Source organism: Nitrosospira sp. Nsp2 (genome assembly GCF_003050965.1).
In the GTDB taxonomy this organism is placed as follows: domain Bacteria; phylum Pseudomonadota; class Gammaproteobacteria; order Burkholderiales; family Nitrosomonadaceae; genus Nitrosospira.
Genome location: NZ_QAOU01000002.1, coordinates 331,020 through 353,976 on the forward strand (window position 1 = coordinate 331,020; position 22,957 = coordinate 353,976).

General features: G+C 57.5%; 22 protein-coding genes. 16 read left to right on the forward strand and 6 right to left on the reverse strand.

Annotation, left to right across the window (positions count from 1 at the left end; genetic code table 11):
- Nucleotides 1-46: 46 nt before the first annotated feature.
- The 4 genes from C8R31_RS05680 to C8R31_RS05695 are packed head-to-tail and all read left to right on the forward strand — an operon-like array spanning nucleotide 47 to nucleotide 5,177.
- A complete protein-coding gene (locus C8R31_RS05680; protein WP_107693090.1) occupies nucleotides 47-1,084 on the forward strand; it encodes an HlyD family efflux transporter periplasmic adaptor subunit in 1,038 nt (345 codons plus the stop codon).
- 2 nt (nucleotides 1,085-1,086) lie between these two features.
- On the forward strand, nucleotides 1,087-2,880 hold the full coding sequence (locus C8R31_RS05685; protein ID WP_107693091.1) for an ATP-binding cassette domain-containing protein: 1,794 nt from the start codon (nucleotides 1,087-1,089) through the stop codon (nucleotides 2,878-2,880).
- Nucleotides 2,880-4,064 carry an ABC transporter permease gene (locus C8R31_RS05690; RefSeq protein ID WP_107693092.1) on the forward strand — a complete coding sequence of 395 codons (1,185 nt, stop codon included), beginning with the start codon at nucleotides 2,880-2,882 and terminating at the stop codon, nucleotides 4,062-4,064. The genes C8R31_RS05685 and C8R31_RS05690 overlap by 1 nt, the downstream gene beginning before the upstream one ends.
- Before the next feature lie 3 nt (nucleotides 4,065-4,067).
- Nucleotides 4,068-5,177, forward strand: coding sequence for an ABC transporter permease (locus C8R31_RS05695; protein WP_107693093.1), 1,110 nt, complete (start codon nucleotides 4,068-4,070; stop codon nucleotides 5,175-5,177).
- Between the two features lie 46 nt (nucleotides 5,178-5,223).
- On the opposite strand, the gene C8R31_RS16740 is transcribed toward C8R31_RS05695, so the two are convergent.
- Nucleotides 5,224-5,343 carry a galactose oxidase-like domain-containing protein gene (locus C8R31_RS16740; protein ID WP_107693472.1) on the reverse strand — a complete coding sequence of 40 codons (120 nt, stop codon included), beginning with the start codon at nucleotides 5,341-5,343 and terminating at the stop codon, nucleotides 5,224-5,226.
- A gap of 83 nt (nucleotides 5,344-5,426) precedes the next feature.
- Between C8R31_RS16740 and C8R31_RS05705 the strand changes: the two genes are divergently transcribed.
- From C8R31_RS05705 to C8R31_RS05715, 3 genes are all read left to right on the forward strand, one after another.
- Nucleotides 5,427-6,164: a hypothetical protein gene (locus tag C8R31_RS05705; RefSeq protein ID WP_107693094.1), complete on the forward strand. Its 738-nt coding sequence runs from the start codon at nucleotides 5,427-5,429 to the stop codon at nucleotides 6,162-6,164.
- Nucleotides 6,165-6,234: 70 nt separating this feature from the next.
- Entirely contained in the window at nucleotides 6,235-6,720 is a 486-nt protein-coding gene (locus tag C8R31_RS05710; protein ID WP_107693095.1) for a hypothetical protein, read from the forward strand.
- Entirely contained in the window at nucleotides 6,717-7,616 is a 900-nt protein-coding gene (locus C8R31_RS05715; RefSeq protein ID WP_107693096.1) for a tyrosinase family protein, read from the forward strand. The genes C8R31_RS05710 and C8R31_RS05715 overlap by 4 nt, the downstream gene beginning before the upstream one ends.
- Nucleotide 7,617: 1 nt before the next feature.
- On the opposite strand, the gene C8R31_RS05720 is transcribed toward C8R31_RS05715, so the two are convergent.
- Nucleotides 7,618-8,877 carry a calcium-binding protein gene (locus tag C8R31_RS05720; RefSeq protein WP_181320452.1) on the reverse strand — a complete coding sequence of 420 codons (1,260 nt, stop codon included), beginning with the start codon at nucleotides 8,875-8,877 and terminating at the stop codon, nucleotides 7,618-7,620.
- Nucleotides 8,878-9,288: 411 nt separating this feature from the next.
- Between C8R31_RS05720 and C8R31_RS05725 the strand changes: the two genes are divergently transcribed.
- The gene (locus C8R31_RS05725) at nucleotides 9,289-11,265 is read left to right on the forward strand and encodes a long-chain fatty acid--CoA ligase (protein ID WP_258192570.1); all 1,977 of its coding nucleotides are present in this window, start codon (nucleotides 9,289-9,291) and stop codon (nucleotides 11,263-11,265) included.
- Nucleotides 11,266-11,522: 257 nt separating this feature from the next.
- Here C8R31_RS05725 and C8R31_RS05730 read toward each other — a convergent pair whose 3' ends face one another.
- Together C8R31_RS05730 and C8R31_RS05735 are read right to left on the reverse strand one after the other, a co-directional pair.
- Nucleotides 11,523-11,819, reverse strand: a complete 297-nt coding sequence (locus C8R31_RS05730; RefSeq protein WP_107693098.1) for a hypothetical protein — start codon at nucleotides 11,817-11,819, stop codon at nucleotides 11,523-11,525.
- 472 nt (nucleotides 11,820-12,291) lie between these two features.
- Entirely contained in the window at nucleotides 12,292-12,924 is a 633-nt protein-coding gene (locus tag C8R31_RS05735; RefSeq protein ID WP_181320454.1) for a hypothetical protein, read from the reverse strand.
- Between the two features lie 559 nt (nucleotides 12,925-13,483).
- On the opposite strand from C8R31_RS05735, the gene C8R31_RS05745 reads away from it, so the two are divergent.
- The 5 genes from C8R31_RS05745 (at nucleotide 13,484) to C8R31_RS05765 (ending at nucleotide 16,477) form a co-directional block, all read left to right on the forward strand.
- Complete coding sequence (locus C8R31_RS05745) at nucleotides 13,484-14,332, forward strand: S8 family serine peptidase (RefSeq protein ID WP_258192571.1); 849 nt, start codon at nucleotides 13,484-13,486, stop codon at nucleotides 14,330-14,332.
- A 58-nt stretch (nucleotides 14,333-14,390) separates the two neighbouring features.
- A complete protein-coding gene (locus tag C8R31_RS05750; RefSeq protein WP_107693101.1) occupies nucleotides 14,391-15,365 on the forward strand; it encodes a hypothetical protein in 975 nt (324 codons plus the stop codon).
- 46 nt (nucleotides 15,366-15,411) lie between these two features.
- Nucleotides 15,412-15,642 (forward strand): hypothetical protein, encoded by a 231-nt coding sequence (locus C8R31_RS05755; RefSeq protein WP_107693102.1) that lies wholly within the window; start codon nucleotides 15,412-15,414, stop codon nucleotides 15,640-15,642.
- Between the two features lie 45 nt (nucleotides 15,643-15,687).
- Entirely contained in the window at nucleotides 15,688-15,975 is a 288-nt protein-coding gene (locus C8R31_RS05760; protein ID WP_146164564.1) for a hypothetical protein, read from the forward strand.
- Between the two features lie 268 nt (nucleotides 15,976-16,243).
- Nucleotides 16,244-16,477, forward strand: a complete 234-nt coding sequence (locus C8R31_RS05765) for a hypothetical protein (RefSeq protein ID WP_107693104.1) — start codon at nucleotides 16,244-16,246, stop codon at nucleotides 16,475-16,477.
- A 230-nt stretch (nucleotides 16,478-16,707) separates the two neighbouring features.
- On the opposite strand, the gene C8R31_RS05770 is transcribed toward C8R31_RS05765, so the two are convergent.
- Entirely contained in the window at nucleotides 16,708-17,436 is a 729-nt protein-coding gene (locus tag C8R31_RS05770) for a hypothetical protein (protein WP_258192572.1), read from the reverse strand.
- A gap of 360 nt (nucleotides 17,437-17,796) precedes the next feature.
- Nucleotides 17,797-19,743, reverse strand: a complete 1,947-nt coding sequence (locus C8R31_RS05780; RefSeq protein WP_107693476.1) for an ATP-dependent DNA helicase — start codon at nucleotides 19,741-19,743, stop codon at nucleotides 17,797-17,799.
- Nucleotides 19,744-19,999: 256 nt separating this feature from the next.
- Between C8R31_RS05780 and C8R31_RS05785 the strand changes: the two genes are divergently transcribed.
- Genes C8R31_RS05785 through C8R31_RS05795 form a run of 3 tightly spaced genes read left to right on the forward strand, consistent with a single transcriptional unit; the run spans nucleotide 20,000 to nucleotide 22,616 of the window.
- On the forward strand, nucleotides 20,000-21,403 hold the full coding sequence (locus tag C8R31_RS05785) for an MBL fold metallo-hydrolase (protein ID WP_107693106.1): 1,404 nt from the start codon (nucleotides 20,000-20,002) through the stop codon (nucleotides 21,401-21,403).
- Nucleotides 21,404-21,431: 28 nt separating this feature from the next.
- A complete protein-coding gene (locus tag C8R31_RS05790) occupies nucleotides 21,432-21,950 on the forward strand; it encodes a YeeE/YedE thiosulfate transporter family protein (protein WP_107693107.1) in 519 nt (172 codons plus the stop codon).
- Nucleotides 21,951-21,968: 18 nt separating this feature from the next.
- Nucleotides 21,969-22,616 carry a YeeE/YedE thiosulfate transporter family protein gene (locus tag C8R31_RS05795; RefSeq protein WP_107693108.1) on the forward strand — a complete coding sequence of 216 codons (648 nt, stop codon included), beginning with the start codon at nucleotides 21,969-21,971 and terminating at the stop codon, nucleotides 22,614-22,616.
- The last annotated feature ends 341 nt before the right edge of the window (nucleotides 22,617-22,957 follow it).

Below are 22,957 nucleotides of genomic sequence, written 5' to 3' on the forward strand. Positions count from 1 at the left end.
TCAGCGCATGGGAGCGCTGCAATAACGGGACTGCCCAATTTACCTTATGGATGAACGACTCAAACGATTCGCACCGGCTGCTGTAGTGGTCGGCTTGGCCGTCCTGGCGCTGGGGGGGTGGTATTTCACCCGGCAGCCCGCCGATACCGCCACACTGGTACTCTTCGGTAACGTGGATATCCGCCAGGTTTCACTGGCGTTCAACGGCAGCGAACGGGTAGCCGAGATGCGCGTGCAGGAAGGCGACCGCGTCGAGGCCGGCCAGGTCATCGCGCGCCTGGATACCCGCGCCCTGACCCTGCAAATCGCGGAGGCGGAAGCTCGCATCGCGGTGCAGGAGCAGGTTTTACTGCGGCTGAAGAACGGCACGCGTCCGGAGGAGGTGGCGCAGGCCAGGGCTGAGGTGCGTGCCGCGCAGGCCGAGACGGATCTTGCTGAACAGCATTGGACCCGCCTCCGGGAGATAACCGACAATTCTTCCGGGGCTGTCAGCGAGGAGGCTGTTGATAATGCGCGTTCCCGCCGGCGCGTAGCCCGCGCACAACTTGAAAACCGCAAAAAGGCCTTGCAACTGGCGCGGATCGGTCCGCGCCGCGAGGACATTTCCCAGGCCCAGGCGCAGCTGAACGTGGCCCGGGCCGAACTGGCATTGTTCATTCATTACCTCAATCAGGCGGAATTGAAAGCTCCTATCAATGCCACGATCCGCTCGCGCCTGCTGGAACCAGGCGATATGGCCTCGCCGGAACGCCCGGTTTATGCGCTGGCGATTACAGACCCGAAATGGGTGCGCGCCTACATAACTGAAGTCGATCTGGGCCATATCAAGCCGGGAATGAGCGCTCGCGTGACCATCGACAGCCACCCCGACCGGCCCATCCAGGGACGCATAGGCTATATTTCCTCCGTAGCGGAGTTCACGCCTAAAACCGTCCAGACTGAAGAGTTGCGTACCAGCCTCGTATACGAAGTGCGCGTCTATGTCGACGATGCCGATGATCGGCTGCGTTTAGGCATGCCGGCTACCGTGCATATTCCTCTGCAAGAGGACAAACAGCTGGACAAACAGCTCCCCAGGACGTAAGGATGAGCGAAACGGCGGCGCTGGCGGGAAGCGGACTTCACAAGCGCTTTCTGGTCAAGGAAACGGGACAGACTGTGCCCGCCGTCACCGATGTCTCTCTCGAAATACCCGCAGGGACGCTCACCGCTTTGGTTGGGCCGGACGGCGCGGGCAAAACGACGCTGCTGCGGATGATGGCGGGACTGATGAAGGCGGACGAAGGCCGGCTTGAGGTTCTGGGTATCGATGTCGCCGCAGATCCGCAAGCGGTTCAGGACCGTATCAGCTATATGCCCCAGCGCTTCGGCCTGTATGAAGACCTGAGCGTGCAGGAAAACCTCGATCTTTATGCGGATCTGCACGGCGTGACGCAGGAGGCTCGCAAGGAACGCTACCGCCGCCTGCTGCACATGACCAATCTGGCGCGCTTTACTTCCCGCCCGGCGGGAAAACTGTCCGGTGGGATGAAGCAGAAGCTGGGCCTCGCCTGCACGCTCGTCCGCTCACCCGAACTGCTGCTGCTCGATGAGCCGACCGTCGGCGTGGACCCGCTATCCCGCGTCGAGCTGTGGGACATTATCCTCCAGATGATTCACGATGAACGCCTGACCGTGCTCGTCACTACCGCCTATCTCGATGAAGCCGAGCGCTGCGCCCGGGTGTTCGTGCTGCACGAGGGCAGGCTGCTGACCAGCGGCACCCCCGCGGATATTCAGGCTCAGGCGAACCACCTGTGCTTTATCGCCATCCCCCCGGCGGACCAGCCGCCGCGGATCCTGCAGGCACGCCTGCTGGATGAGGTGGAAAGTATTATAGATGCGGTTCCCCAGGCTGGCGCCGTTCGTTTCATCCGTCGTGCCGATGCGGACAAGCAGCGGCTGGATGCCTTGCTGGACGGTATCGAGGTGTTCCCGGCAGAGGCACGTCTTGAGGACGGGTTCATGGTCCTGCTGCGAAAATGGCATGATGCGGAGGTGGAAACCATCGCGCCGGCGGATGCCGAAGCGGAGGATACCCACCGTCCTGCAACAGGAATTGGGGATGAAATCGCAATTGAGGTGAAAGATCTTGTGCGCACCTTTGGCGAATTCGTCGCCGTGGATCATGTCTCGTTTTCGGTTCGCCGCGGCGAGATTTTTGGTTTGCTGGGACCAAATGGCGCCGGCAAAACCACCACCTTTCGCGTGCTGTGCGGTCTTTTGCCCGCGAGCAGCGGTTTCGTCCATGTCGCCGGGGTAGACCTGCGGCATGCGCGAGCCGTTGCGCGGCGCAATATCGGATACGTATCGCAGAAATTCTCTCTCTACGGCGACCTCTCGGTACGGGAAAACCTGGAGTTCTTCGGCAGCGCGTATGGCTTGCATGGCGCCCGCTTGCGTGACCGCATCCGCACCGTAGTTCAGCAATTCGACCTTGGCGGCAGGGAAAATTCGCCCAGCGGCCAACTGCCCGGTGGATTCAAGCAACGCCTCGCAATGGCCGTCGGTCTGTTGCACCAACCTGACATCCTGTTCCTTGACGAACCTACCAGCGGCACCGATCCGCTGAAGCGGCGCGCGTTCTGGCGCCGTATTACGGCGCTGTCACAGGTGGGAACGACGATCGTCATCACCACCCATTTCATGGAAGAAGCTGAGTATTGCGACCGCATCGTAATACAGGATGCAGGCAAACTGCTTGCGCTCGGCACCCCCCAGGAGGTGCGTCGGCAGGCAGGCGGGGAAGATAGCAAACTGAGCATGGAGCAGGCGTTCATCGGTATTGTTGCACGCGCGAGGCAGAGAGAGGATGCAACCCATGTGGAGACAGCAGGCTGATGAGCAAAATAAGGACGCCTGTCCGGGAAGATGCGGACGGGGGTCGCCCCGAAGGATTTAGAGGATTTTGGAAACGCGTTCTCTCTTTAACCCGCAAGGAGATTCGTCAACTCCTGCGTGACAAAAGCAATCTTGCTATTGGTATTGGGTTGCCCATCGCCCTCATCCTGATTTTTGGCTATGGACTGTCGCTCGATGTTAAGAACGCGCCTGTCGCAGTGGTGCTCGAAGACCCATCGCCCATGGCCGCTGACGTCGTCGCGGGGCTGGAGCTTTCCGCATACATATCACCTGTGGTGGTAAGCTCGATGCATGATGCCGAGCGCCTCATGCTGGCACGCAGGGTGGATGCCATCGTGCGGGTATCGAATGATTTTTCCCGCCGCCTGGCGGCGGGTGATGCCCAGGTGCAACTGCTGGTGCATGGCTCCGAGGCCAGCCGCGCCCTGATCATACGCGGCTATGTAAGCAGCACCATCAGCCAATGGGCCCAACGCCTTGCCGACCGGAGAGGGCGCCCGGACAGTGTTTCTGCAGGATCTGTAACGCTGGTTGAACGGATGTGGTTCAACTCCGCGAACACGAGCACCTGGTACCTGGTGCCGGGGCTCATCGTGCTGCTCATGACCCTGGTCGGCGCTTTCCTCACCGCGATGGTAATGGCCCGGGAATGGGAACGCGGCACTCTGGAGGCATTATTCGTTTCGCCAGTGCGGCCAACCGAGATCCTGCTGGCCAAGATCATTCCGTATTTTCTGGTCGGAATGCTGGGATTGGGCATGTGCCTGGTCGCCGCACGCTTCCTGTTCCAGGTACCGATGTTCGGCTCGTTTCTGATCGTGCTGGGCAGCTCGATGCTCTATATGCTGGTGGCACTGGGCCTCGGACTGGTCATTTCCTCGTCGGTGAAAAACCAGTTCCTGGCCAGCCAGATAGCCCTGATTAGCAGCTTCATGCCTGCCTTGATGCTCTCCGGCTTCCTGTTCGACCTGCGCAACGTGCCAACTGTCATTTATCTGGTGGGTCAGCTTCTGCCCGCTACCTATTTCATGGAACTGATCAGGACCTTGTTTCTCGCCGGCAATGTGTGGCCGCTGATTCTAAAGAATAGCGCCATCCTGGCTGGCTACGCAGTGCTGCTGCTCGGGCTGGCGCGATTCGTCACGCGCAAGAGTCTGGACTAACCCATGCTCGACTTTCTGCGCCGCGTGGTCAGCCTGTGCCGGAAGGAATTACTGGCCATCCTGAAAGATCCCGCCAACCGGATAATTCTGGTGGTTCCCTCGCTGATGGAGAGCTTTCTGTTCGGTTACGCCGCCACCTACGACCTGAACAACGTGCCATACGCGTTACTTGATCAAAGCAGGGGCGCTGCCTCCGTTGAACTGGTCGCGCGTCTGGATGGAACAGGCGTGTTCCGCCGGGTGGCGACCCTGGAAACACCAAACGAGATCGCGCGCGTCATCAATTCCGGAGAAGCGCTGATGGCGATCCAAATCGGCCCGCTCTTCGAGCGGCAGCTCAACGCAGGCGAACCCGCCCCGGTGCAACTGATCCTCGACGGGCGCAACTCCAACACCGCGGGCTCCGCCGCATTTTATGTCGGCACGGTGATTGAGTCGTATAACGCGTCATTGCGCGAACAGAATCGGCCTCCGGTTACGGTCGAGGCGCGCGCCTGGTACAACCCCAACCTTGAAACGCGCTGGAACCTGCTGCCGGGCCTTATCGCCTCGCTCAGCATGATACAGACCCTGATGCTCGCTGCACTGTCCGTCGCCCGCGAGCGCGAAAACGGCACTTTTGACCAGTTGCTGGTAACGCCATTTTCACCTACAGAGATAATGATCGGCAAGGCCATCCCCATCATGCTCATTGGCTTGATGCAATCGACAATCGTCCTTATGGTGGCGCTGTTCTGGTTCGAGATACCGCTGGCGGGCTCGCTCGTGACGCTGTATACCGGGCTGGTCCTGTTTATAATTGCCAGCGTCGGCCTGGGGCTGTCCATCTCGGCGGTTTCCGCAAACATGCAGCAGGCCATGCTCTATACCTTCATGCTTATCATGCCTTTGATACTGCTGTCCGGACTGGCCACCCCCGTCCGCAACATGCCGCAATTTCTGCAGATTGCCACCCTGGTTAACCCGCTGCGATTCGCCATCGACCTGATGCAACGCGTCTATCTGGAAGGAGCCGGACTGCTCATGGTTGTCTATGACCTGATCCCGCTGCTGATCATTTCAGCCATTACGCTGCCTCTGGCCGCCTGGCTGTTTCGAAACCGTCTTCTTTAAGCAGCAAAGAAACAGGATGGGCCCCATGGAGGAGCCGCCAGCGCTGTCAGGAGATCGCTATAAACCTCCCTTCGGATGGTACGCCCTGATTGTTGACTATGAAAAGCATGTAAAAACCGGGCGGGGCAATATTCCCGTTTGCCGGGGAGCAGGTTGGTGTTTCGATATATCCTTGCCTTTTCCGTGCTGTAAACTATAAAGGTATGAGAGCAGAAGCACGCGTGTGGTATCCCTTACCGGGAATCGGGCATGGAAAAAATTCTTGAAATAACCAGTGTCAAGCTTTCAGTACTGGAAAGCTTTCCCCCAAAATTAAAGATCGATGCGTTCGGCACCGTGCCGACCGGCGGCTGGTCAAACCCCAAATTGATACCGCATATCCATATCCAGGCGCCTCCGGACGGTATTTACGGATTCGATTTCATCGCCGACCCCCCCGCCGGCGCCGCTACCCAGGTAATCTCCGTAATCGAGGTTTCAGACATATGGGAGAATTCTCCTGAGGGCGTCGAAGGGGTGCGTATACATGCTGCGAAAAATTCACAAACAGCACTGGTGGCTGGTGCCCGACAACCTCATCGCCAACCCAACCGGTTCACCCTCACCGACAGCAGCAAGGGCACGCGCATCGTTTTTTTCCCCAGGGCGCTTACGCCGTTGGGTACGAGCGAATCTTCGACGGAAGCGCAGCTTGAATACCACGGTCTGGAAGGGCAATTTATCTTCCGAGGGGACGATATTACGCAGGAACAGACGGTGCTCGGGTCGGTCGTTTCAGTGGTGTTGAAACCCAACGCAGACGCCGGAGGGCTCGATTTCGCGCTGATTCTCCCGCCGGTCAATCTTGGGGGCGAGGCGCGGCAGGATTTCGACACGCTCGGAATCAGGATTCGTAGCCGCGGACGGCTGATCAATCCGGCAGGCGCTGAACTGTCTTACGATGTCGTCCACTTGAAAGGCGTGGCGGAAGACATACCCGTGCTTTGAGCAACCCGGCCACATGAAAATGGCTTAAGAGTCAATTTCGCTGTCTTGACGGGATCGTGGAGGAATCGTTATGGAAGAAAAGAAAGTGCCGGGCAAAGGTGGAGGCGGGAGGGGAAAGGAGAGCAAGCAAGGCGAAGCGGTGCCCCTCGGAGAACGGACCAACCCCATTACCAATCCAGATATATCGGTTCTGGCGCGGTATTCTCCCACCGACGGTGCCCAATCCCACCCCGAGTGGGTCAAAACGAAGTTTCCCTCCTATGTTGAGCCCCACGGCAAGCATGAAGCGACCAGCGTGCGCGAGCTCGCCCATAAGGGCCACACAGTCAGGATCATTACAACCTATCGCGTAGAGGTGGATGGAAAACCGGCTGACCTCCACCTTTCGGTTGACGAAGACGGACAGGTATTCACGCATGCTACGCCATTCGTGACGTACGCTTCCGCAGTCGATTTGATGAAAGCGGTCATGGACGCCTATCCGGAGGACGCATTCTCCAATTCTTCCACCACCCCGAGCGATTCCGATCATAACCATCATGGAGATCACTCATGATCCGCCGCAATTTTCTAACCGACGCCGATGCCGCCCAGCGCTACATCGACGGGGTAAGGCGGCTTAAAGACCCTGCTCAGTCGCCATGGCCGGGCCAGGATGGATTGTCGGTTTACGACTCTTTTGTCTTCTGGCACCACCAGACGATGATGTTGATGACCCCCCCGAACCAAAGCGACCGCAATGCCGCGCACTCCGGTCCGTCATTCCTTCCATGGCACCGCTACTTTCTTGTCACTTTTGAAGGCTTGCTCAGGCGGGCGGTAAACGACGACGAGTTCAGAATTCCGTACTGGGACTGGAGCGCCGATGCGGAATTGGATGAACCAGTCACATCTTCCGTGTGGAATAACGCGAACCTCGGCCAATTCGCCGGTAGCGACTGGCGCGTGCGGCTGGAAATGAATCTGAGGACCGGGGATCTCCGGCGCGCCGACCGCTCGCTGCAACGTTCTCTCGGCAGCACGGGAAGGCTACCACGCCGCGAGGACGTTCGTGCCGTTGTCCGCGAGCAGCCCGCTTACGACTCTCCGCCATTTAATTCATCCTCCGACGGCATGCGTAACCTGGTTGAAGGCTGGATCGGAAGCGCCCGCATTCACAACAATGTGCACGTATGGATTGGCGGCGACATGTCGTTATCATCGTCGCCCAACGACCCGATATTCTTCCTGCATCACTGTAACGTGGACCGCATCTGGGCAGCGTGGCAGGAAAGGCACCCGGATTCCCCCTACCTGCCGGATATGACCTCCCCGGAGACGCTGCAGTTTCACCGTGTCGACGATGCGCTTTACAGTATCTTCAACGATACGGTCACGCCACGGCAAATGGTCGATTACAAGCGTTACTACGAATACGACACGCTTGCCGACCTGGCGGACGTGGAAACGTAACTCAGATCAGCACGAAGTCGTCCGCCGACAGCCCGATTATTTTTGCATCGGCAGCGAACTCTACGGTTGCAAACCAGCTGCTGTCCCCCGCGATCGCGAAGGTAGGGTTGTACCACAGGTCGGCGATGGTCGCGCTGGACGGGGCGGCGCCGCGAAAACTCAGATAAATTCCGCTCGGGTCCTCCCCGTCATCGCCGGTACTCCCTTCGAAGTACCAATCGGGCTTGAGCGTGCTGCCGGCGACGCCTTCCTTCGCCCAGCTCAGCCCTTCGGAGAATGCCTCGCCATCCTGCGCTGCCAAACCGATGCGGTCGTCATCGATCTTCAGGTCCTTGATGATTGTGCGAAGGGACGTCTCATTCCGCTCTGCACTCGTGAAGTCGAACCGGTCCTTGCCTGCATCTCCGTACAGGGTGTTCAAACCCGCCCCCGCATCGAGCACATCGTTGCCCGGCCCCCCTACCAGGGTGTCCCTGCCTGCGCCTCCGCTTAGCACGTCATTTCCACTGCCGCCGTATAATTTGTCGCTTCCTCCGTAGCCATAAAGCGAATTGTCGAGAACATCGCCGGTAATCGTGTTGTTGAGATCGTTGCCGTCCCCTCGCTTGGCGGCGCCGGAAAGCGAAAGATTCTCCACATTGCGGGGCAGCCATTTATAACTGGTGCTGACAGAGCTATAAATACCGTCAATTCCTTGCCCGGAGTATTCGATAACCTTGTCGGTCAGTTTGTCCACCCGGTAATTATCGTTACCTGCGCCGCCGTACATGGCATCCGCACCCGCGCCGCCGTCGAGCGTGTCGTGACCGCTGCCGCCATACAAATTATCGTTGCCATTGGCCCCGCTAAGGCGGTCATTGCCGCCATAACCATGTAGCGTATTGGCGGACGCATTGCCGGTAATCACATTGTCGAGATCGTTGCCGCCCCCGAAAAACGCGGTGCCGGTGAGCGTCAGGTTTTCGACATTGCGGGGCAGCCATTTATTAGCAGTATTGACTGAGCTGTATACACTGTCAGTGCCTTGACGGGCATTTTCGATGACCTTGTCCAACATCGTGCCGACATAGTAACTGTCGTGGCCTGCCCCGCCATACATCGTGTCCGCACCTGCCCCACCGTTTATCTTGTCGTTTCCGCCCAGGCCATAGATGGTGTCGGCGGAACCCGTAACGAGCTTGCTTGGAACTCCACTGACGCCCAGAGAGCTGGAGCCAGGAGTGATCACATCGAAATTTTTTGTTCCATAGATTTTTGTCATGATGGATTCCGGCTTGAAGTTTAGGAGAAAAAGGGCCGATAGCACGTGCTTGCCCCCGAAAGTTAAAGTAAAGATTTCCAATGCCGTGTGTCTGTTGGGAACCGAACGTTGCTGGCTTAAACTCCCCCTGGGTGGTTTATGCATCCCGCGCTCAAGATCTGGCTCTCCCCGGGCGAGCACGACCTGTCGCTGGCAAAAGCGTCGGCTCTGCCTATGGCCGCAGTCAATTGCCGCCTGCATAAATGCAGTGCATGACTGGGCCTCCCGATCACTATCAAAAATTCGTTCTGGTTATCGTCCCGTTTTAGCCTATGATTGACATGTAGAGACCGGGCACCAAGGAGGAAAGCGTGCTGGCTGGCAATCAGACGAAGTTAATCATCGGTAACTTGCCTTGCGGCTTCCGTTGCCATGGCCGTCCCTATTCCCGTCACCATGACGTTACCGTGCACCGGCGACCAACGCAGGCGGCAGGGGAGGCTTCTGGTGATGAACGCGCGAGCGGTTGCCATGCCGGAAGCTGACGTTATCTCGAGCGCCGCGGCGGGTACCCTCCCGGGGCTGTTTGCTTTGCGGGTCCAGCGCTCGCCGGATGATCCGGCTTATCGCCAGTTCGATCCGGCCAGTGGCAACTGGCAGAGCTATACCTGGCGGGAAACGGGTGGGCTGGTGACAGCCTGGAAAACAGCCATGGCCGGGGAGAATCTCGATCCCGGCGAGCGCGTGGCGGTGCTGCTGCGGAACTCGCTCGAATGGGTATGCTTCGATCAGGCCGCCCTGGCGCTTGGCCTTGTCGTCGTGCCGCTCTATCTCTCTGATACCGCGGACAACATCGCCTATATCCTGGAGGACGCCGGTGCAAGGTTGCTCCTGGTGGGAACTCATGGGCGTTGGAAAACGCTGGCTCCCCACTGTGCCAATCTGACCCGATTGGAAAAAGTATTGTGCGTGCAGCGGCCCGAGGAGGATGCTCCAGCGGATTCCGGCAGGAAAATTCCTGTGGAAGCGGTCGAGAGCTGGCTGGGACGCCCCGGTGGACCTGGGAGAGGCGAACCCGACGCTCAACCTCATCAGTCTGAAATCGACAAATCTCGAAATGCCGACCCGAACCGGCTCGCGACGCTTGTCTATACCTCCGGCACAACCGGCAAGCCAAAAGGCGTCATGCTCTCTCACCACAATATATTGTGGAACACCGAGGCGATTCTGACGGCTGTATCCGGGTACCGGGACGATGTTTATCTCTCCCTGCTGCCGCTCTCGCATATGTTTGAGCGTACCGCGGGATATTATCTTCCCATGATGGCGGGGAGCAGCGTGGCGTATGCGCGCTCCCTCAAGGACCTGAAAGAAGACCTGGCCACCATCCGCCCGCGCATACTCATCGGCGTGCCGCAGATGTTTGACGGCGTTCAAGCCAAGGCGCGCCAGCAGGTGCAGGAGAAAGGCAGGCTCGCCGGATTGCTGTTCGACTGGACGTTAACAATCGGCTGGCAACAGTTTATCGCCGCCCAGCACCGGCCACAGAAGACGTCGCTGCCCCTATGGCACCGCCTCGCCTGGCCGCTGTTGCGCCGACTGGTGGCGGACAAGATGTTGGCAAGCCTCGGGGGACGGCTACGGATAGCGGTAAGCGGAGGAGGACCCCTGGGCGGCGAGGTTTCGCGATACTTCCTCGCACTTGGGCTTCCGCTTGTGCAGGGCTATGGAATGACCGAGGCAGCCCCGGTACTGACCGTCAACCGCCTTGACGATAATATTCCAGAGTCCGCCGGCCTGCCATTGCCTGGCGTCGAAGTCCGGCTCGGTGATGACGATGAATTATTGGCGCGCAGCCCGGGGGTCATGCTCGGGTATTGGCACAGGCCGGAAGACACGCGCGTCCGGATCGATCCGGAGGGGTGGCTGCACACCGGCGATCAAGCGCGCATTGCTGAAGGTCACGTCTTCATTTGCGGACGCCTCAAGGAGATCCTGGTCACATCGAGCGGGGAGAAAGTCCCTCCTGCAGACCTGGAGGCGGCGATCCTTCAGGATGCGCTGATCTCCCAAGCGATGGTAGTGGGCGAAGGGCGTCCCCATCTGGGGGCGATTCTAGTACTGAACCCTGGCGAATGGGAAAAAGTTGCAGTCAGTCTCGGTCTGCACGCGGCGGACCCCGCCGCGCTCGCAAGTTCAGTTGTGAAGAATTACGTGATTAACAGGATTAAGGCGGCCGTTCGCGGGTTTCCCAAATACGCGCGCGTTCGCGCGGTTTACCTGACCCTGGAACCCTGGTCGGTGGAAAATGGACTGCTGACACCGACATTGAAGCTGAAGCGTCCGGAAGTTAAAAAGCGCTTCGCGGATGAGATCACCAGGCTATATGGCGAGCAGGCGGCTCAGTAAACGCCCGGGTGAGTTCATGTAATTCATCATCCTGTCTCCGGTTATTGTTGCCCTCCGTGAGAGGCGCCATTACAGCAACAAGAGCAGCATGCAGGACAGGGCTTGCTGTCAGGAAATGCTTATCCCGAAAGCGAAGCCCCGACAATGGTCAGGCTCTATACGTTTTCACACCCGACCATCATCCTTGTGCAGCCCGCTATCCATTGCTAAATGCCGGCCACTCGGCAAGACCGTAAAAGTTTGGGGCTCTATTGGCCCTATTTTTTTTCTCTTACCCGGTCCGCCTCATTTTCCAACTGGTCAGCCCGGCGTTCCGAGGTATCGCGTGCGGCTTCCGCGGCGCGGTCAGTCGACTTGCTCTCTATCCCGGGGTCTGCCTTTTCAATACGGTCGGCCTTGGCTTCGCCCTGATCACGCGCTATATCGGCTTTTTTTTCCAGTATGTCAGCTTTCTTTTCCAGCACTGCTTCGCGCTTGTTTTCCTGTTTCGAATCGCAGGCCGCAAGGGTGCACGACAGCATCGCGGCAACCAGAACAGGTTTCAAATAGTTCATGATGGTGATCTCCTGTTTTTATGAATGGAAGGACAGTGTACGCCAGGACTGAAGCTAGTTCTGTTCGGCGGCACACACGCAGACCAGATAGAAGCAGGGCACGTGGTATAGGCGCTGTATTGATCAGCTACTCGCTGGATCGTTTCGCGTATTGTACCTTTGTACCGGTGGTAAGCCTTTCCATTAAAACCGCCGGTCATGGACAGGTAATGGGCCAGGCCCAGCGGTGGAAGCGGTAAGCAGGAACCAGCCAAGGGATAGAAAGGATATGCGGAATTGACAGGCGAGGCCTGTGCGCCCTGAATAGGGCGCCAGCAACCAGAAAGGAAAATCAGGTATTTTCCCGGGAAACAAGAATGCCGTTCTCCAAAGCTTCCCGGAAGAGCAGGGTAGGGAGCGCCTCGTTCCACCTTTGAGCGGTGACTGCGACTGGATGGCTTGCTCGCGCCGCGATTAACTCGTCACACTGCAATCAATCAAATATCTTCCTGAAATTATAAAAGACGATGGCTGCAATGGTGAGCAGCAGCATCGGCCAGAACGTAGCAATACCCCCGTACCAAGGCGTCCCGACGGTAACCGGTATCTCCAGGCGGAACTCCACCTGATTTTCATTCTTCCCGGAAAGGTAGAGCCTGTATTCGCCGGTTGAGTCGATCTGCATCACATGAGTGAGAATGCCAGTTTCATAAGATCTGGGAGGAATGGATAAAATCGTTCTTTTCGATGCGTTCTCCTCCATCCTGACCAGGCTCAAAGCCAGCGGCCGGTTGCGCGCAGACTCGGGGTAGAGCAGGTCGATGGTGACTCCAAGCGTCCCCGGCTTGGGTACTTTGCCGCACAACACCGGCACAGATACCGCGCTTATTGCGTTCTCGGGGATGGCATAGTCTGCCGGAATGAAATAAGCCGAGTAACCGACCAGCAGAGCGTCGGATTCGATCGTGCAGGTACCCCCGCGAAAGCCTTTTGGATAGGTTGTGGAGGAGTCTCCCTGGGAGCTCACCTGAAACTGCGTTCCAACGAAAAGCATGACCGCCAGCGTAGCGATCCCGATAAACAGGAGACGAGCTCGCATCGATAAGTTTTTCTCCGTTTCGATCATGGTTTCTTCTGCACCGATGTGGCTAAAAGCCGATTGCCCCCCAATATCGTCTCAGGATCGATCATTCCGGCTTATCAATCAGCCTGTCGGACATGAGCTTCTTGCTGGCGTTATAACAACAACGGCATCTCTTCAACGCCTGGCTTATCTGTAATTTTGCCCCATTCTGCCAGAGTCAATCCGTTATTTAAGTCGCCACGCATTGTAAGGATGATTTTGTTCCGGCGAAACGAAGCATCATTGCGGAATCGAAAATAATGAGTTGCGCAAATGCGCGGAAAAGCGGCGGCCGAAGCGGTAAATCGTCTGCGCAAGATACTGCGATAACGACGTGAGTGCAGGGTGCGAGCCTCCTGCCAGCATGGCAGAAAAGGTTTTGGGTTGGGAAGGCAAATTGCGCGCTTTTAGGGGACGGTTTGAAGGCTGTGGGGCGGGACGTACATTACTTCCACTATGTTTGATATCGAACGGAACCCCTCCTTCCCCAGTGGTATTTCTGCAAGTTCTCTGGTTCCCCCCACCTATGGTCCCCACGCAACTCATCAGGCTCAGCGCGTTAATGGAACGCACCAGCGGCGGCACCGAGATCAGTATCGGGCTCATCGATGGTCCGGTCTTTACCCACCATTCCGAATTGGCCGCGGCGCATATGCGCAAGATCGCCGCACCCAACCAGGCGAGCTGCACCCGGAACCAGAGCATGGCCTGCCTGCATGGGACATTCATCGCCGGGATTTTGTCCGCGAAGCGGACATCCCCGGCACCCGCCATTTGTCCTGACTGCACGCTCCTCGTTCGCCCCATCTTCAGCGAGGCCAGTGCCGGACAGGAACACATGCCGGCTGCGACGCCAGGGGAGCTGGCCACAGCAATCCTGGACTGCATCCATGCCGGCGCGCGCGTAATCAATTTGAGCGTGGCCCTGGCACAGCCGTCCACCAGGGGCGAATGGAAGCTGGATCAGGCGCTCGATCAAGCGCTTCACCGGGGCGTGCTGATTGTCGCGGCAGCGGGGAACCAGGGCACGTTGGGGACCTCCCCGATAACGCGTCATCCATGGGTGATTCCGGTAGTGGCCTGTGATTCGCGCGGGCGTCCGCTCAACGAATCGAACCTGGGAGGGTCAATTGGCAGGCGTGGGCTGAGCGCACCCGGCGATGGGATCACGAGCCTGGGGTCGGATGGCAACTTCATCAGCCTCTCAGGCACGAGCGTAGCGGTGCCATTTATTACCGGGGCCATTGCGCTGCTGTGGTCGCAATTTCCCTCCCTGAACGCGGCGCAGATCAAACTTGCCCTGACGCACTGCTCCAGTACCCGGCGGGCTTCCGTCGTTCCGCCTCTGCTGGATGCCGAGGCGGCTTACCAGATCCTGCTTGGCTCGCGCGCATGGCAACGTAGCGCGTAATGAAGCGGGGGCACGGACGAAAGTCCTAACAACACTCTGACTATTGGGAGGAGAAAAAATGACCGAACAGATCGAGACACCAGAACAACCGATGGGGGAAGCGAATACGGCGAATACAATGAGACAAGACATGACGGGGCAGGATACGCGCGCATCCGCCCCTTTCAAGGAGGCACGGTCAAACATGCCGGTCGCGCCGCAGACGGGCGCCGGCGGATGTAGCTGCGGCGGCGCAGCGGGAATGACACAAAATGGCAGCGGCGTGATCTCGTATGTTTACGCCATCGGCCGGGTCGAGGCCCGGTTCCCGAATCTTGCTGCCGAAAAGGAATTCGCACAGGCAACGGGCCGTGCCGACACTGCGGGAAAAACCGATCAGCAAGCCTTTCATGAGGTGCTGTCGCAACGCCAGAACCGCTACCTGGTACGCCAGCTGTGCTGGGTCTTTACCATACAGGGACTGGAAACCTATCTCCTGCAGCCGCGCGACCCGGCCGATATCGATATGCTGATCGACGCGATCCGCCCGGCGCCCACCCCAAACGATATCGACGTGGTTATCGGCCTGCGCGGGCCCATCGCGCCGCCCGAAATATGCAACGGACTCATGGTTCCCATTGTCGCTTTCGACCAGATCTACTCGTTCGCGCACGATGCCCTGATCAAGGCCATTCCCAGGCCGGAAAACGTCGGCGACGAACAATTTGGACCCGCCGCCGAAGAACTGTTCAACCGCATCATGCAGATGACGGATAACGCGGGCGCGACCGACGAGCATCGCGTCCTCAACTATCTCGCGATGCGTTATCAGGTTATTTATGCGAAGACAGCGGAAAAATACGGTGCAGATTGTTCGCTCACCGGGGTGGAAGTCGTGCCGTCATCGCTGAGCAGCACCCGCAGGATCTACAAGGCCATCTTCTCCTACACCAATCGTAACACCGACTTTACCGAGAAGTTTTTCGTGCGCGTTGACGCCACCGAGGAATTTCCATTCCTGGTGACCAAAATGTCGCCTTACTACGATCGGTAACCGCCACCACGACTGTTTGAAGCACCAACCGCAAGGAGGTAACAAAATGAATACGATGACCATACCGGGATTTACGGCCGAAGCCTCGCTCGGGCATATCAACGCGCCTTATCGCCAGATGGCAGACGGGGTCAGCACGCCCGATGGAGGGCTGGTTATCCCCCAACGCATCAAGCTGCGGGACTGGACCTGTGAATGCGACGCCGCAACGGATATCTGCGTCTGCACGTCAGGAGGCGCGATGCGCGTAATACATGCGTTACTGGGCGAACTTTAAGGATAAGGGGGTTGCCCTTTATGATGTGATCAGGAGGAAATGAAAATGAACATGCCACTGTTTAATGCGGAAGCCTCGCTTGGCCCATCCGTGAATACCTACCGGGGAAGGGCGCCTGCCAGTAAATCAGGTTCGATGCAGGTGACCCCGAGCCAGATCTGGAGGGGGTTCGATATTTTTCCATTGATGCGATGCTGCGGTTATGTGCCGTCGCTGGGAAGATTCGTGTGTACCTCCCAACGAACTCATCCGTTGCAAAACTGCGAATGCAAGCGTACCCCGGATGGCTATCCCTGGATTCTGTGCCATGAGCCGGTGCTCACCTTGGGCTAGATGCGGCTAGATGCGAACACTCACATGCGAACACTCAAGGGGGCCTGAAGCAATTGCGGTTCTAGCGAATGACATGCCGGCCCCGCTTCCCTCGCTGGATACTTGCGCCAATTCGGCGACTTATGTCTCAGGATGCGCCTGTCGGCAAAAGAGGCGAATACCTTTCACTTTTAATTTGCCGACAGGCGATGCACAATCAGCCAGGTATTCAGGCTGTTGAGCATCCTCGGGGATGCACCTGTCCGTTCACTAAAATAGAGGAGGCGTTATGCCAAAATGCGATGCATGCGGGAATGACTATGACAAATCGTTTCAGGTGATCGCCGCAAGCAAAACCTATACTTTCGATAGCTTCGAGTGCGCTATCAGTACCTTGGCGCCGGCTTGTGCGCACTGCAAGGTAAGAATCGTGGGGCACGGGCTTGAAAAGAATGGCGTTATGTTCTGCTGTAATCATTGCGCCGGACAGGAGGGGGTAACGGAACTGCGTGACCGCTCCTAGGAGGCGTCCGTTTTTCGCAAGCTCCACTCTTTCCTCCTGAGTGACGAAATGCGGTCGATGCTCCGAACGGTTCCCCTCCGGCCTCATGGGACCTCATGGGACGCGAGGGGCGGTTAAAATAGGTGCGCCTGGCACGCTATGGCTGCTCGCCTAAGCACATTTATTGACCTGCTGCCTGCTGGAACCGGTTCCCTAAAGAAGCTCTGCCTATGACTCGTCTGTGCGACCAATCAAAAATCATAAATAAGACGGGAAATGAGCAGCCATTCGGTTTTTTTCTCCTCGTTCCATTGCGTTGTCAGCTGCGACGGTCCACCGCCAATCTGGATTATCCCGTTTTTGCTGATGCTGTATTGGAATTGTGGGGTCAGCTGGTAGCGGTACTTCCGCGCACCAATTTCACTATTTAATTCCACCCCAAACGAAAAACGCTTGCTGAAACTATAAAACAGGCTGTTATTCAGCAAGCCTATGAAATCACCGGATTTACCGATTGCGGTGTGCCTGACGCCCAGCATATTCATCATGCTCCACTTCTCTGAAAACTTGTAGTCATTCAGGTAGAGCACTTCCGCTGCATAGGCCTTTTCATCGTTTATGCGCCGCCCTCCGGCCTGCCAGCCGTGAAGCATGCGGCCCTTCATCAACTCGCCGAAATAACCTTGCACTGTAACCTTGTATTGGTTTACGGTCGTATTTTCCATCGGTAGCTCAAACTCAACTGAATGACCCTTGGCAAATGCATATTCGATCTCAGGCGACCACGCCATCTCGCCTGTGCGGGGTGAATAGGCCATCAAAGTATTGATTTCCGTTTTACCTTTAGTGGCGCCAAGCGGATCAACAAGATCGTACACCATCGGTTCAGGCCGGTCTTCCTGCGACCTTGCATGATGTGGCAGGCCTAGCCCGGCGAGAATCGCGGGCAGAATAATCGCAAAACGAATGAAGGAATGCATCCGATTCATGCTTGCATCGCCTATAAGCCATGTGAGAAAGGGGTATGCCGAAGCAGACTGGGCTTATCGGGTGTAGGCTGATTTCAGTGTGGCAGATACCCTGCTTTCATCGCTTTGAATTGAAGTTCTTTGCCCCGGCAAATGCCAGTGCTGCGTATCTCGTCCGGCGAGCGCCGGGGCCGGAGCGGCAAAAACAATGATGTTGCAAAACCAGCAATTTCAGCTGTTTGGCGAGCAGTATTCATGTTTTCTGTAGCTGAATCTGTACGGTGGCATACGAAAACAGGCGAAGCTGTTGAGTCAAACGGCAATCTGGAGCGGATGTTTCAGGGAAACTCCCGAAGATGTTATCCAATGCGTTCAGCGTTTGGCGAAAAATGACTCCACGTCGCCGAGCACACGCGTACGCTTCATGGGCGGCAGGCTTTGCCAGATCTTCCTGCCGTAGGGTTTGGTAATGAGGCGCGGATCGCAGATCATCAGCACGCCACGATCACTCTCGTCGCGGATCAATCTTCCCGCTCCCTGCTTCAGGTTGATAACCGCGCGCGGCAATTGATACTCCATGAAGGCGTTGCGGCCCTCCTTGTTGATTTTATCAATACGGGCCGCCAGCACCGGGTCATCGGGCGGGGCGAAGGGAAGCTTGTCGATCACCACCAGGGACAAGGCTTCGCCGCGCACGTCCACCCCCTCCCAGAAGGACTGGCTACCGATTAGTACCGCGTTGGCCGTGTTGCGAAAACGCTCCAGCATGTGGGAACGCGAGCCCTGGCCTTGCAGCAATACCGGATAGTCGAGCTGTTCCGCCTTGAATGCTTCCAGCAGCAGCTCGTGTGCGCGCGTCATCGACCGCAGGCTGGTGCACAGCAAGAATGCGCGTCCACGGCTGGCCTTCAATACCGGCAACGCCGCCTTCACCACCTCTTCCGTATATTTCGGGCTGTTGGGATCCGGGAGGCCGGCTGGGACATAGAGCAAAGCCTGATTGGCGAAATCAAACGGGCTTTCCCAGCAGGCCGACCGCGCCGCCACCAACTCAGCGTTCAAGCCCATCTCGCTGGTATAGTGTGAAAAATCGCCTTTCACTGACAGTGTCGCCGAGGTGAATACCCATGCGCGCGGGGACCCGCTTAACTGCTTGTTGAAAATTTCAGCGATGGAAAGCGGCGTCGCGTTGAGTTGCAGGGCCTGACTGAACACCTCCACCCAGCGAACGAACCCCTCGGCCTCGGCCTCATTACGCCATCGCTTTATGCTGGCGCCGATTTCGCGCGTCCGCTGCCAACAGTTATCCAGGCCTTCCGAGCGTTGTGCCTGGCTTTCCAGCATCTCTGTCATCGCATCAAGTTTTTGCAGCAGCTCATCGAGGGCAATGCCGAATTTCGGATTTTTCATTGTCGCCGCCAGCGGCATGCGGGTATTCTCGCCCTCCACCGTCAGACGGAAGTCACGCGCGGCTTTCTCCATCGCCGCGATGGCCGGGGGCAGGGGGGCAAAATCCTTCGCCCCCCGCAATGCTTCAGCCTCCGTGTCGCGCGCCAGTTCCAGCAATTGGCTGGTGCTGACCGTTTCGCCGAAAAACAGGCTGGCGGTTTCCGGCAGCTGGTGGGCTTCATCGAAAATGACCGTGTTGCATGCGGGGAGCAGTTCGGCGAGACCCTCGTCGCGCAGCATGACGTCGGCGAAAAAGAGGTGATGGTTGACGACCACCACATCCGCCGCCAGCGCCTGCTTGCGGGCCTCCATGACAAAACACTCCTTGTGATGAGGGCATTCGGAACCGAGACAATTGTCGCGGGTGGAAGTCACCTGCTGCCAGATACCGGCATTTTCCGGCACCTCGCTCAGGCCGCTCTTGTCGCCGCTTTTGCTGACCTTTGCGTAGCGCTCGATGAGCTTGAGATATTTCACCTCTTCGCGGCTGGCAAGGCTGGGCAGCCCCTCCTGCACGGTGCGCTCCAGGTGATAATGGCAAACGTAATTCGCCCGCCCTTTCAGCAACGCCACGGTGACCGGCGCCTTGAGCGCAGCGCGCACGGTCGGAATATCGCGATTGAAAAGTTGATCCTGCAAGGTCTTGGTGCCGGTGGAGATGATTACTTTGCCACCGCCGAGCAAAGCCGGAACCAGATAGGCAAAGGTTTTACCCGTGCCGGTACCCGCTTCGGCCACCAGGACGGAGTTTGCCGCGATGGTTTCAGCAATTGCCCGCGCCATCTCCAGCTGCTGCGCGCGCGGACTGTACCCGGACACTGTCCGCGCCAGCGGGCCCTCGGGTGAAAAGAACGAATCGATATCGGGCATGGGCAAGGTCGGAAAAACTGCCGCCATGATAACGCAGTGCTCCGCAGAACGCACCGCATACCCACTTGGATATCCCCCCCGGCAATTGGACTATTGGCTGTGTTTCAGTTCCATTGCCTGCCTCATGCCACGTCTACCCATCTATGTGTGCGATCGTACTGACCATGCAAGGTCCCCCTGATACTTTAATTAGCGTTCGAATGACGGGTGGTAGTAGAGCTTGTGGGGCGAAATTTGGCGAAAATTGGAGCGGCGCATGTTTTTCAAAAGACTGAAAGCGTCAGGATTGGGACAGAACTCTTACATACTCGGCTGCGGAGAAGGAATAGCCGTGGTGATCGACCCGCGCCGGGATGTCGAGGAATACCTTGAACTCGCGCAAAACAACGGCTTGAGCATCGCTTATATTTTCGAAACGCACCGTCAGGAAGATTTCGAATTCGGCTCGCGCGCGCTGGCGGACGCTACTGGCGCCCACATTGTCACCGGCAAGCACGAACTGTTCGGCCAATCGGATATCAAGCTCGAAAACGGACAGGAACTCAAGGCCGGCACCACGCGCTTCGTTGCACTGGAAACGCCCGGGCATACTCCTGAAAGCATGGCATATGCCGCTTATACGAAGGACATCGGAGCGACATGCTGGGGCATTTTTACCGGGGACACGCTGTTTGTCAGCGACACCGGGCGTACGGATCTCTCAGACCCGGCGAAGACACGGGAAAACGCTGGAATCCTTTATGATTCCATCCATGAAAGGATCGCGCTGTTAGGCGATCAAACCCTGATTTTTCCAGCGCACGGAGCCGGCTCCGCCTGCGGCGGCAGCATTTCCGATCGTGACGACTCCACGCTCGGCATCGAAAAAGAAACAAACCTGGTCTTTAAAACCAGCCGCGAGGCGTTCATGGACCACAAGGTCGCGGAGAAGCTGCCTTGTCCGCCTTATTTTTCCCAGATGGAAAAGGTGAATTTGCAAGGAGGAAGACCGCGCCCGCGAAGCGGTGTGCGCATGCTGCAGCCCCGTGAATTCCACGAAAGGATGAAGGAGGGTATCGTGATCGATTGCCGCCCGCCGGATGCCTTTGCCGGCGCGTATATACCGTTATCATACAACGTCTGGCTGCAGGGCCTTCCTGCGTTTGCCGGATGGATAGCGGATGAGAACACCCCGATATTCCTGGTAGTCGAGGAGCCCCGGCATATTCATGAAGCGGTAACGTCCCTCGCGCGTATCGGCCTGGATCGCGTGGAAGGGGTGCTGGCTGGCGGAATAGAAGCATGGCGGAACCAGGGGCTTGCATTCGACAGGTTGGGCACCACCAACGCGCAGGAGTGCGCCGAACGGATGCAGAAGGACCGTATCAGCGTGCTGGATGTCCGGGATGACCATGAACGGGAACAAAAACGCATACCCGGATCGCTCCATATTTATGTCGGTGACCTCGAAGAAAAAATTCCTCCGCTACCGAAAGAAGATGAACTGGTGGTGCATTGCAGCGTTGGCCATCGCGCCGGCCTCGCTGCAAGCATTCTCAGGCGCAGCGGATTCATGAACGTTTCCAACCTGCTGGGCGGCCTCAAGGCCTGGGAGGCTCTCCATCTCCCGCTTGAAAAGCCCGCCAAACCAACTGACCCGAATAACGGCAGCAAAAGCTAGCCGGTCCACTTCAAGATAGGGGGCAATCATGGACTACAGTGGAAGCGATGTCGGCGCATGGTCTCCCTATCTGGTCGGCGCATTGATCGGGGTGCTGTCGATGGCGACATTTTATTTCTCCAACCAGCCGATTGGCGCGTCGACGGCCTATGCCCGGGTTGCCGGGCTTATCGGAAAACTGTTTTCAAAACGCCATACCGAGTCGCTGAAGTTCTACCAGGAAACAAAACCCAAGATCCAGTGGGACGTGATGCTCCTGTTCGGGATACTTTTGGGTGCTTATATCGCGGCGTATACGGGGGACGAGTTTACCGGCCGGTGGATACCTCAGCTATGGGAAGAACATTTCGGTTCCAGTCATGCGCTCAGGCTTGGAGTAGCCTTCCTCGGCGGAGCGGCCATGGCGTTTGGGGCGCGTCTCGCGGGCGGCTGCACCAGCGGACATGGCATCAGCGGCACAATGCAGCTATCGGTGGGGTCATGGATCGCGCTGATGTGCTTTTTCATTGGCGGAGCGGTTACCGCGAACCTCATGTTCGGCATCTAGGATCGAATAGGAGCAAATATGAACTCAGTCGCACCGGGTGGCCTGGAAGACGAAACCGAGGAAAGCCTCAGTGGAAATGTGTCCCGCTCCCTGACGGAAGACCGCCAGGAGAAATTCAATCCCGAGGCAGCGCATCAGCTCATGCTGGGCCTTTTCTTCGGCACGATATTCGGGTTTTTGCTTCAAAAAGGCGGGGTGGCCAAGTACGAGGTGCTGATGGGTGCCCTGTTCCTGACGGATTTCACGGTAATGAAGATCATGCTAACGGCAATAGCTACCGGCATGATCGGGATCTTCTCGATGCATGCATTGGGACTTGTAGAGCTGCACGTGAAACCGACGCGTTATGCGGCTAACATAATCGGTGGTTTGATTTTTGGAGTTGGCTTCGGATTGCTGGGATACTGCCCGGGTACGGGGGCCGCAGCGCTTGGGCAGGGGAATTTTGATGCCATCGCGGGCGTTTTTGGCTTATTGGCAGGCAGTTATCTCTACGCAGAAATGTCGGGTTTTCTGGATTCAACTATTTTAAAGTGGGGCAACCGCGGCAAAATCATGCTGCCCGAACTGGTGGGCGCGCGGCGGATCATTTTCATACTTTGGTTTGTACCGCTTCTGGCGGCGATCCTGTATTTACTGGAAACGTTTTTTCCGACGGCACGGTAAGGCTCAGGCCCTGACATGCCGTGCTCCTCCTTGTTCTTTTCCTGTCCACCCGGATTTTTGGCCGCCATGTTGTCCACGGCCTGGGGAGTTTTGTCCATGAATGCCTTGCATAATGGATCGCTGTAAGCGTCCCGTTTCTGGGCGATATTCCTCCCGAGTCCAGCCAATGCGGCAATGCTGATCAGCAGAAAGATGGCAAGTATGGCAACCGGTAACCAGATGTTTCGCAAAATTACCTCCCTGGCATCATGCCCTTCAGGCGGGTTGCCCCCAAGGCAGGCTAAAGCAGGCTAAGGCAGGCTGATTGGCCCGTTGCTTAGCCATGCGGCACTGCCTGAACA

Excerpts from the sequence above, each read along its gene's own strand:
- C8R31_RS05760 (WP_146164564.1), top strand. The coding sequence starts at position 15,688 with ATGAACATGCCACTGTTTAATGCGGAAGCCTCGCTTGGCCCATCCGTG.
- C8R31_RS05755 (WP_107693102.1), top strand. The coding sequence starts at position 15,412 with ATGAATACGATGACCATACCGGGATTTACGGCCGAAGCCTCGCTCGGG.
- C8R31_RS05680 (WP_107693090.1), top strand. The coding sequence starts at position 47 with ATGGATGAACGACTCAAACGATTCGCACCGGCTGCTGTAGTGGTCGGC.
- C8R31_RS05690 (WP_107693092.1), top strand. The coding sequence starts at position 2,880 with ATGAGCAAAATAAGGACGCCTGTCCGGGAAGATGCGGACGGGGGTCGC.
- C8R31_RS05770 (WP_258192572.1), bottom strand. The coding sequence starts at position 17,436 with ATGCATTCCTTCATTCGTTTTGCGATTATTCTGCCCGCGATTCTCGCC.
- C8R31_RS05695 (WP_107693093.1), top strand. The coding sequence starts at position 4,068 with ATGCTCGACTTTCTGCGCCGCGTGGTCAGCCTGTGCCGGAAGGAATTA.
- C8R31_RS05720 (WP_181320452.1), bottom strand. The coding sequence starts at position 8,877 with ATGACAAAAATCTATGGAACAAAAAATTTCGATGTGATCACTCCTGGC.
- C8R31_RS05715 (WP_107693096.1), top strand. The coding sequence starts at position 6,717 with ATGATCCGCCGCAATTTTCTAACCGACGCCGATGCCGCCCAGCGCTAC.
- C8R31_RS05725 (WP_258192570.1), top strand. The coding sequence starts at position 9,289 with ATGGCCGTCCCTATTCCCGTCACCATGACGTTACCGTGCACCGGCGAC.
- C8R31_RS05765 (WP_107693104.1), top strand. The coding sequence starts at position 16,244 with ATGCCAAAATGCGATGCATGCGGGAATGACTATGACAAATCGTTTCAG.
- C8R31_RS05705 (WP_107693094.1), top strand. The coding sequence starts at position 5,427 with ATGGAAAAAATTCTTGAAATAACCAGTGTCAAGCTTTCAGTACTGGAA.
- C8R31_RS05785 (WP_107693106.1), top strand. The coding sequence starts at position 20,000 with ATGTTTTTCAAAAGACTGAAAGCGTCAGGATTGGGACAGAACTCTTAC.
- C8R31_RS05685 (WP_107693091.1), top strand. The coding sequence starts at position 1,087 with ATGAGCGAAACGGCGGCGCTGGCGGGAAGCGGACTTCACAAGCGCTTT.
- C8R31_RS05795 (WP_107693108.1), top strand. The coding sequence starts at position 21,969 with ATGAACTCAGTCGCACCGGGTGGCCTGGAAGACGAAACCGAGGAAAGC.
- C8R31_RS05710 (WP_107693095.1), top strand. The coding sequence starts at position 6,235 with ATGGAAGAAAAGAAAGTGCCGGGCAAAGGTGGAGGCGGGAGGGGAAAG.
- C8R31_RS05750 (WP_107693101.1), top strand. The coding sequence starts at position 14,391 with ATGACCGAACAGATCGAGACACCAGAACAACCGATGGGGGAAGCGAAT.
- C8R31_RS05735 (WP_181320454.1), bottom strand. The coding sequence starts at position 12,924 with ATGATCGAAACGGAGAAAAACTTATCGATGCGAGCTCGTCTCCTGTTT.
- C8R31_RS05730 (WP_107693098.1), bottom strand. The coding sequence starts at position 11,819 with ATGAACTATTTGAAACCTGTTCTGGTTGCCGCGATGCTGTCGTGCACC.
- C8R31_RS05745 (WP_258192571.1), top strand. The coding sequence starts at position 13,484 with ATGGAACGCACCAGCGGCGGCACCGAGATCAGTATCGGGCTCATCGAT.
- C8R31_RS05780 (WP_107693476.1), bottom strand. The coding sequence starts at position 19,743 with ATGCCCGATATCGATTCGTTCTTTTCACCCGAGGGCCCGCTGGCGCGG.
- C8R31_RS05790 (WP_107693107.1), top strand. The coding sequence starts at position 21,432 with ATGGACTACAGTGGAAGCGATGTCGGCGCATGGTCTCCCTATCTGGTC.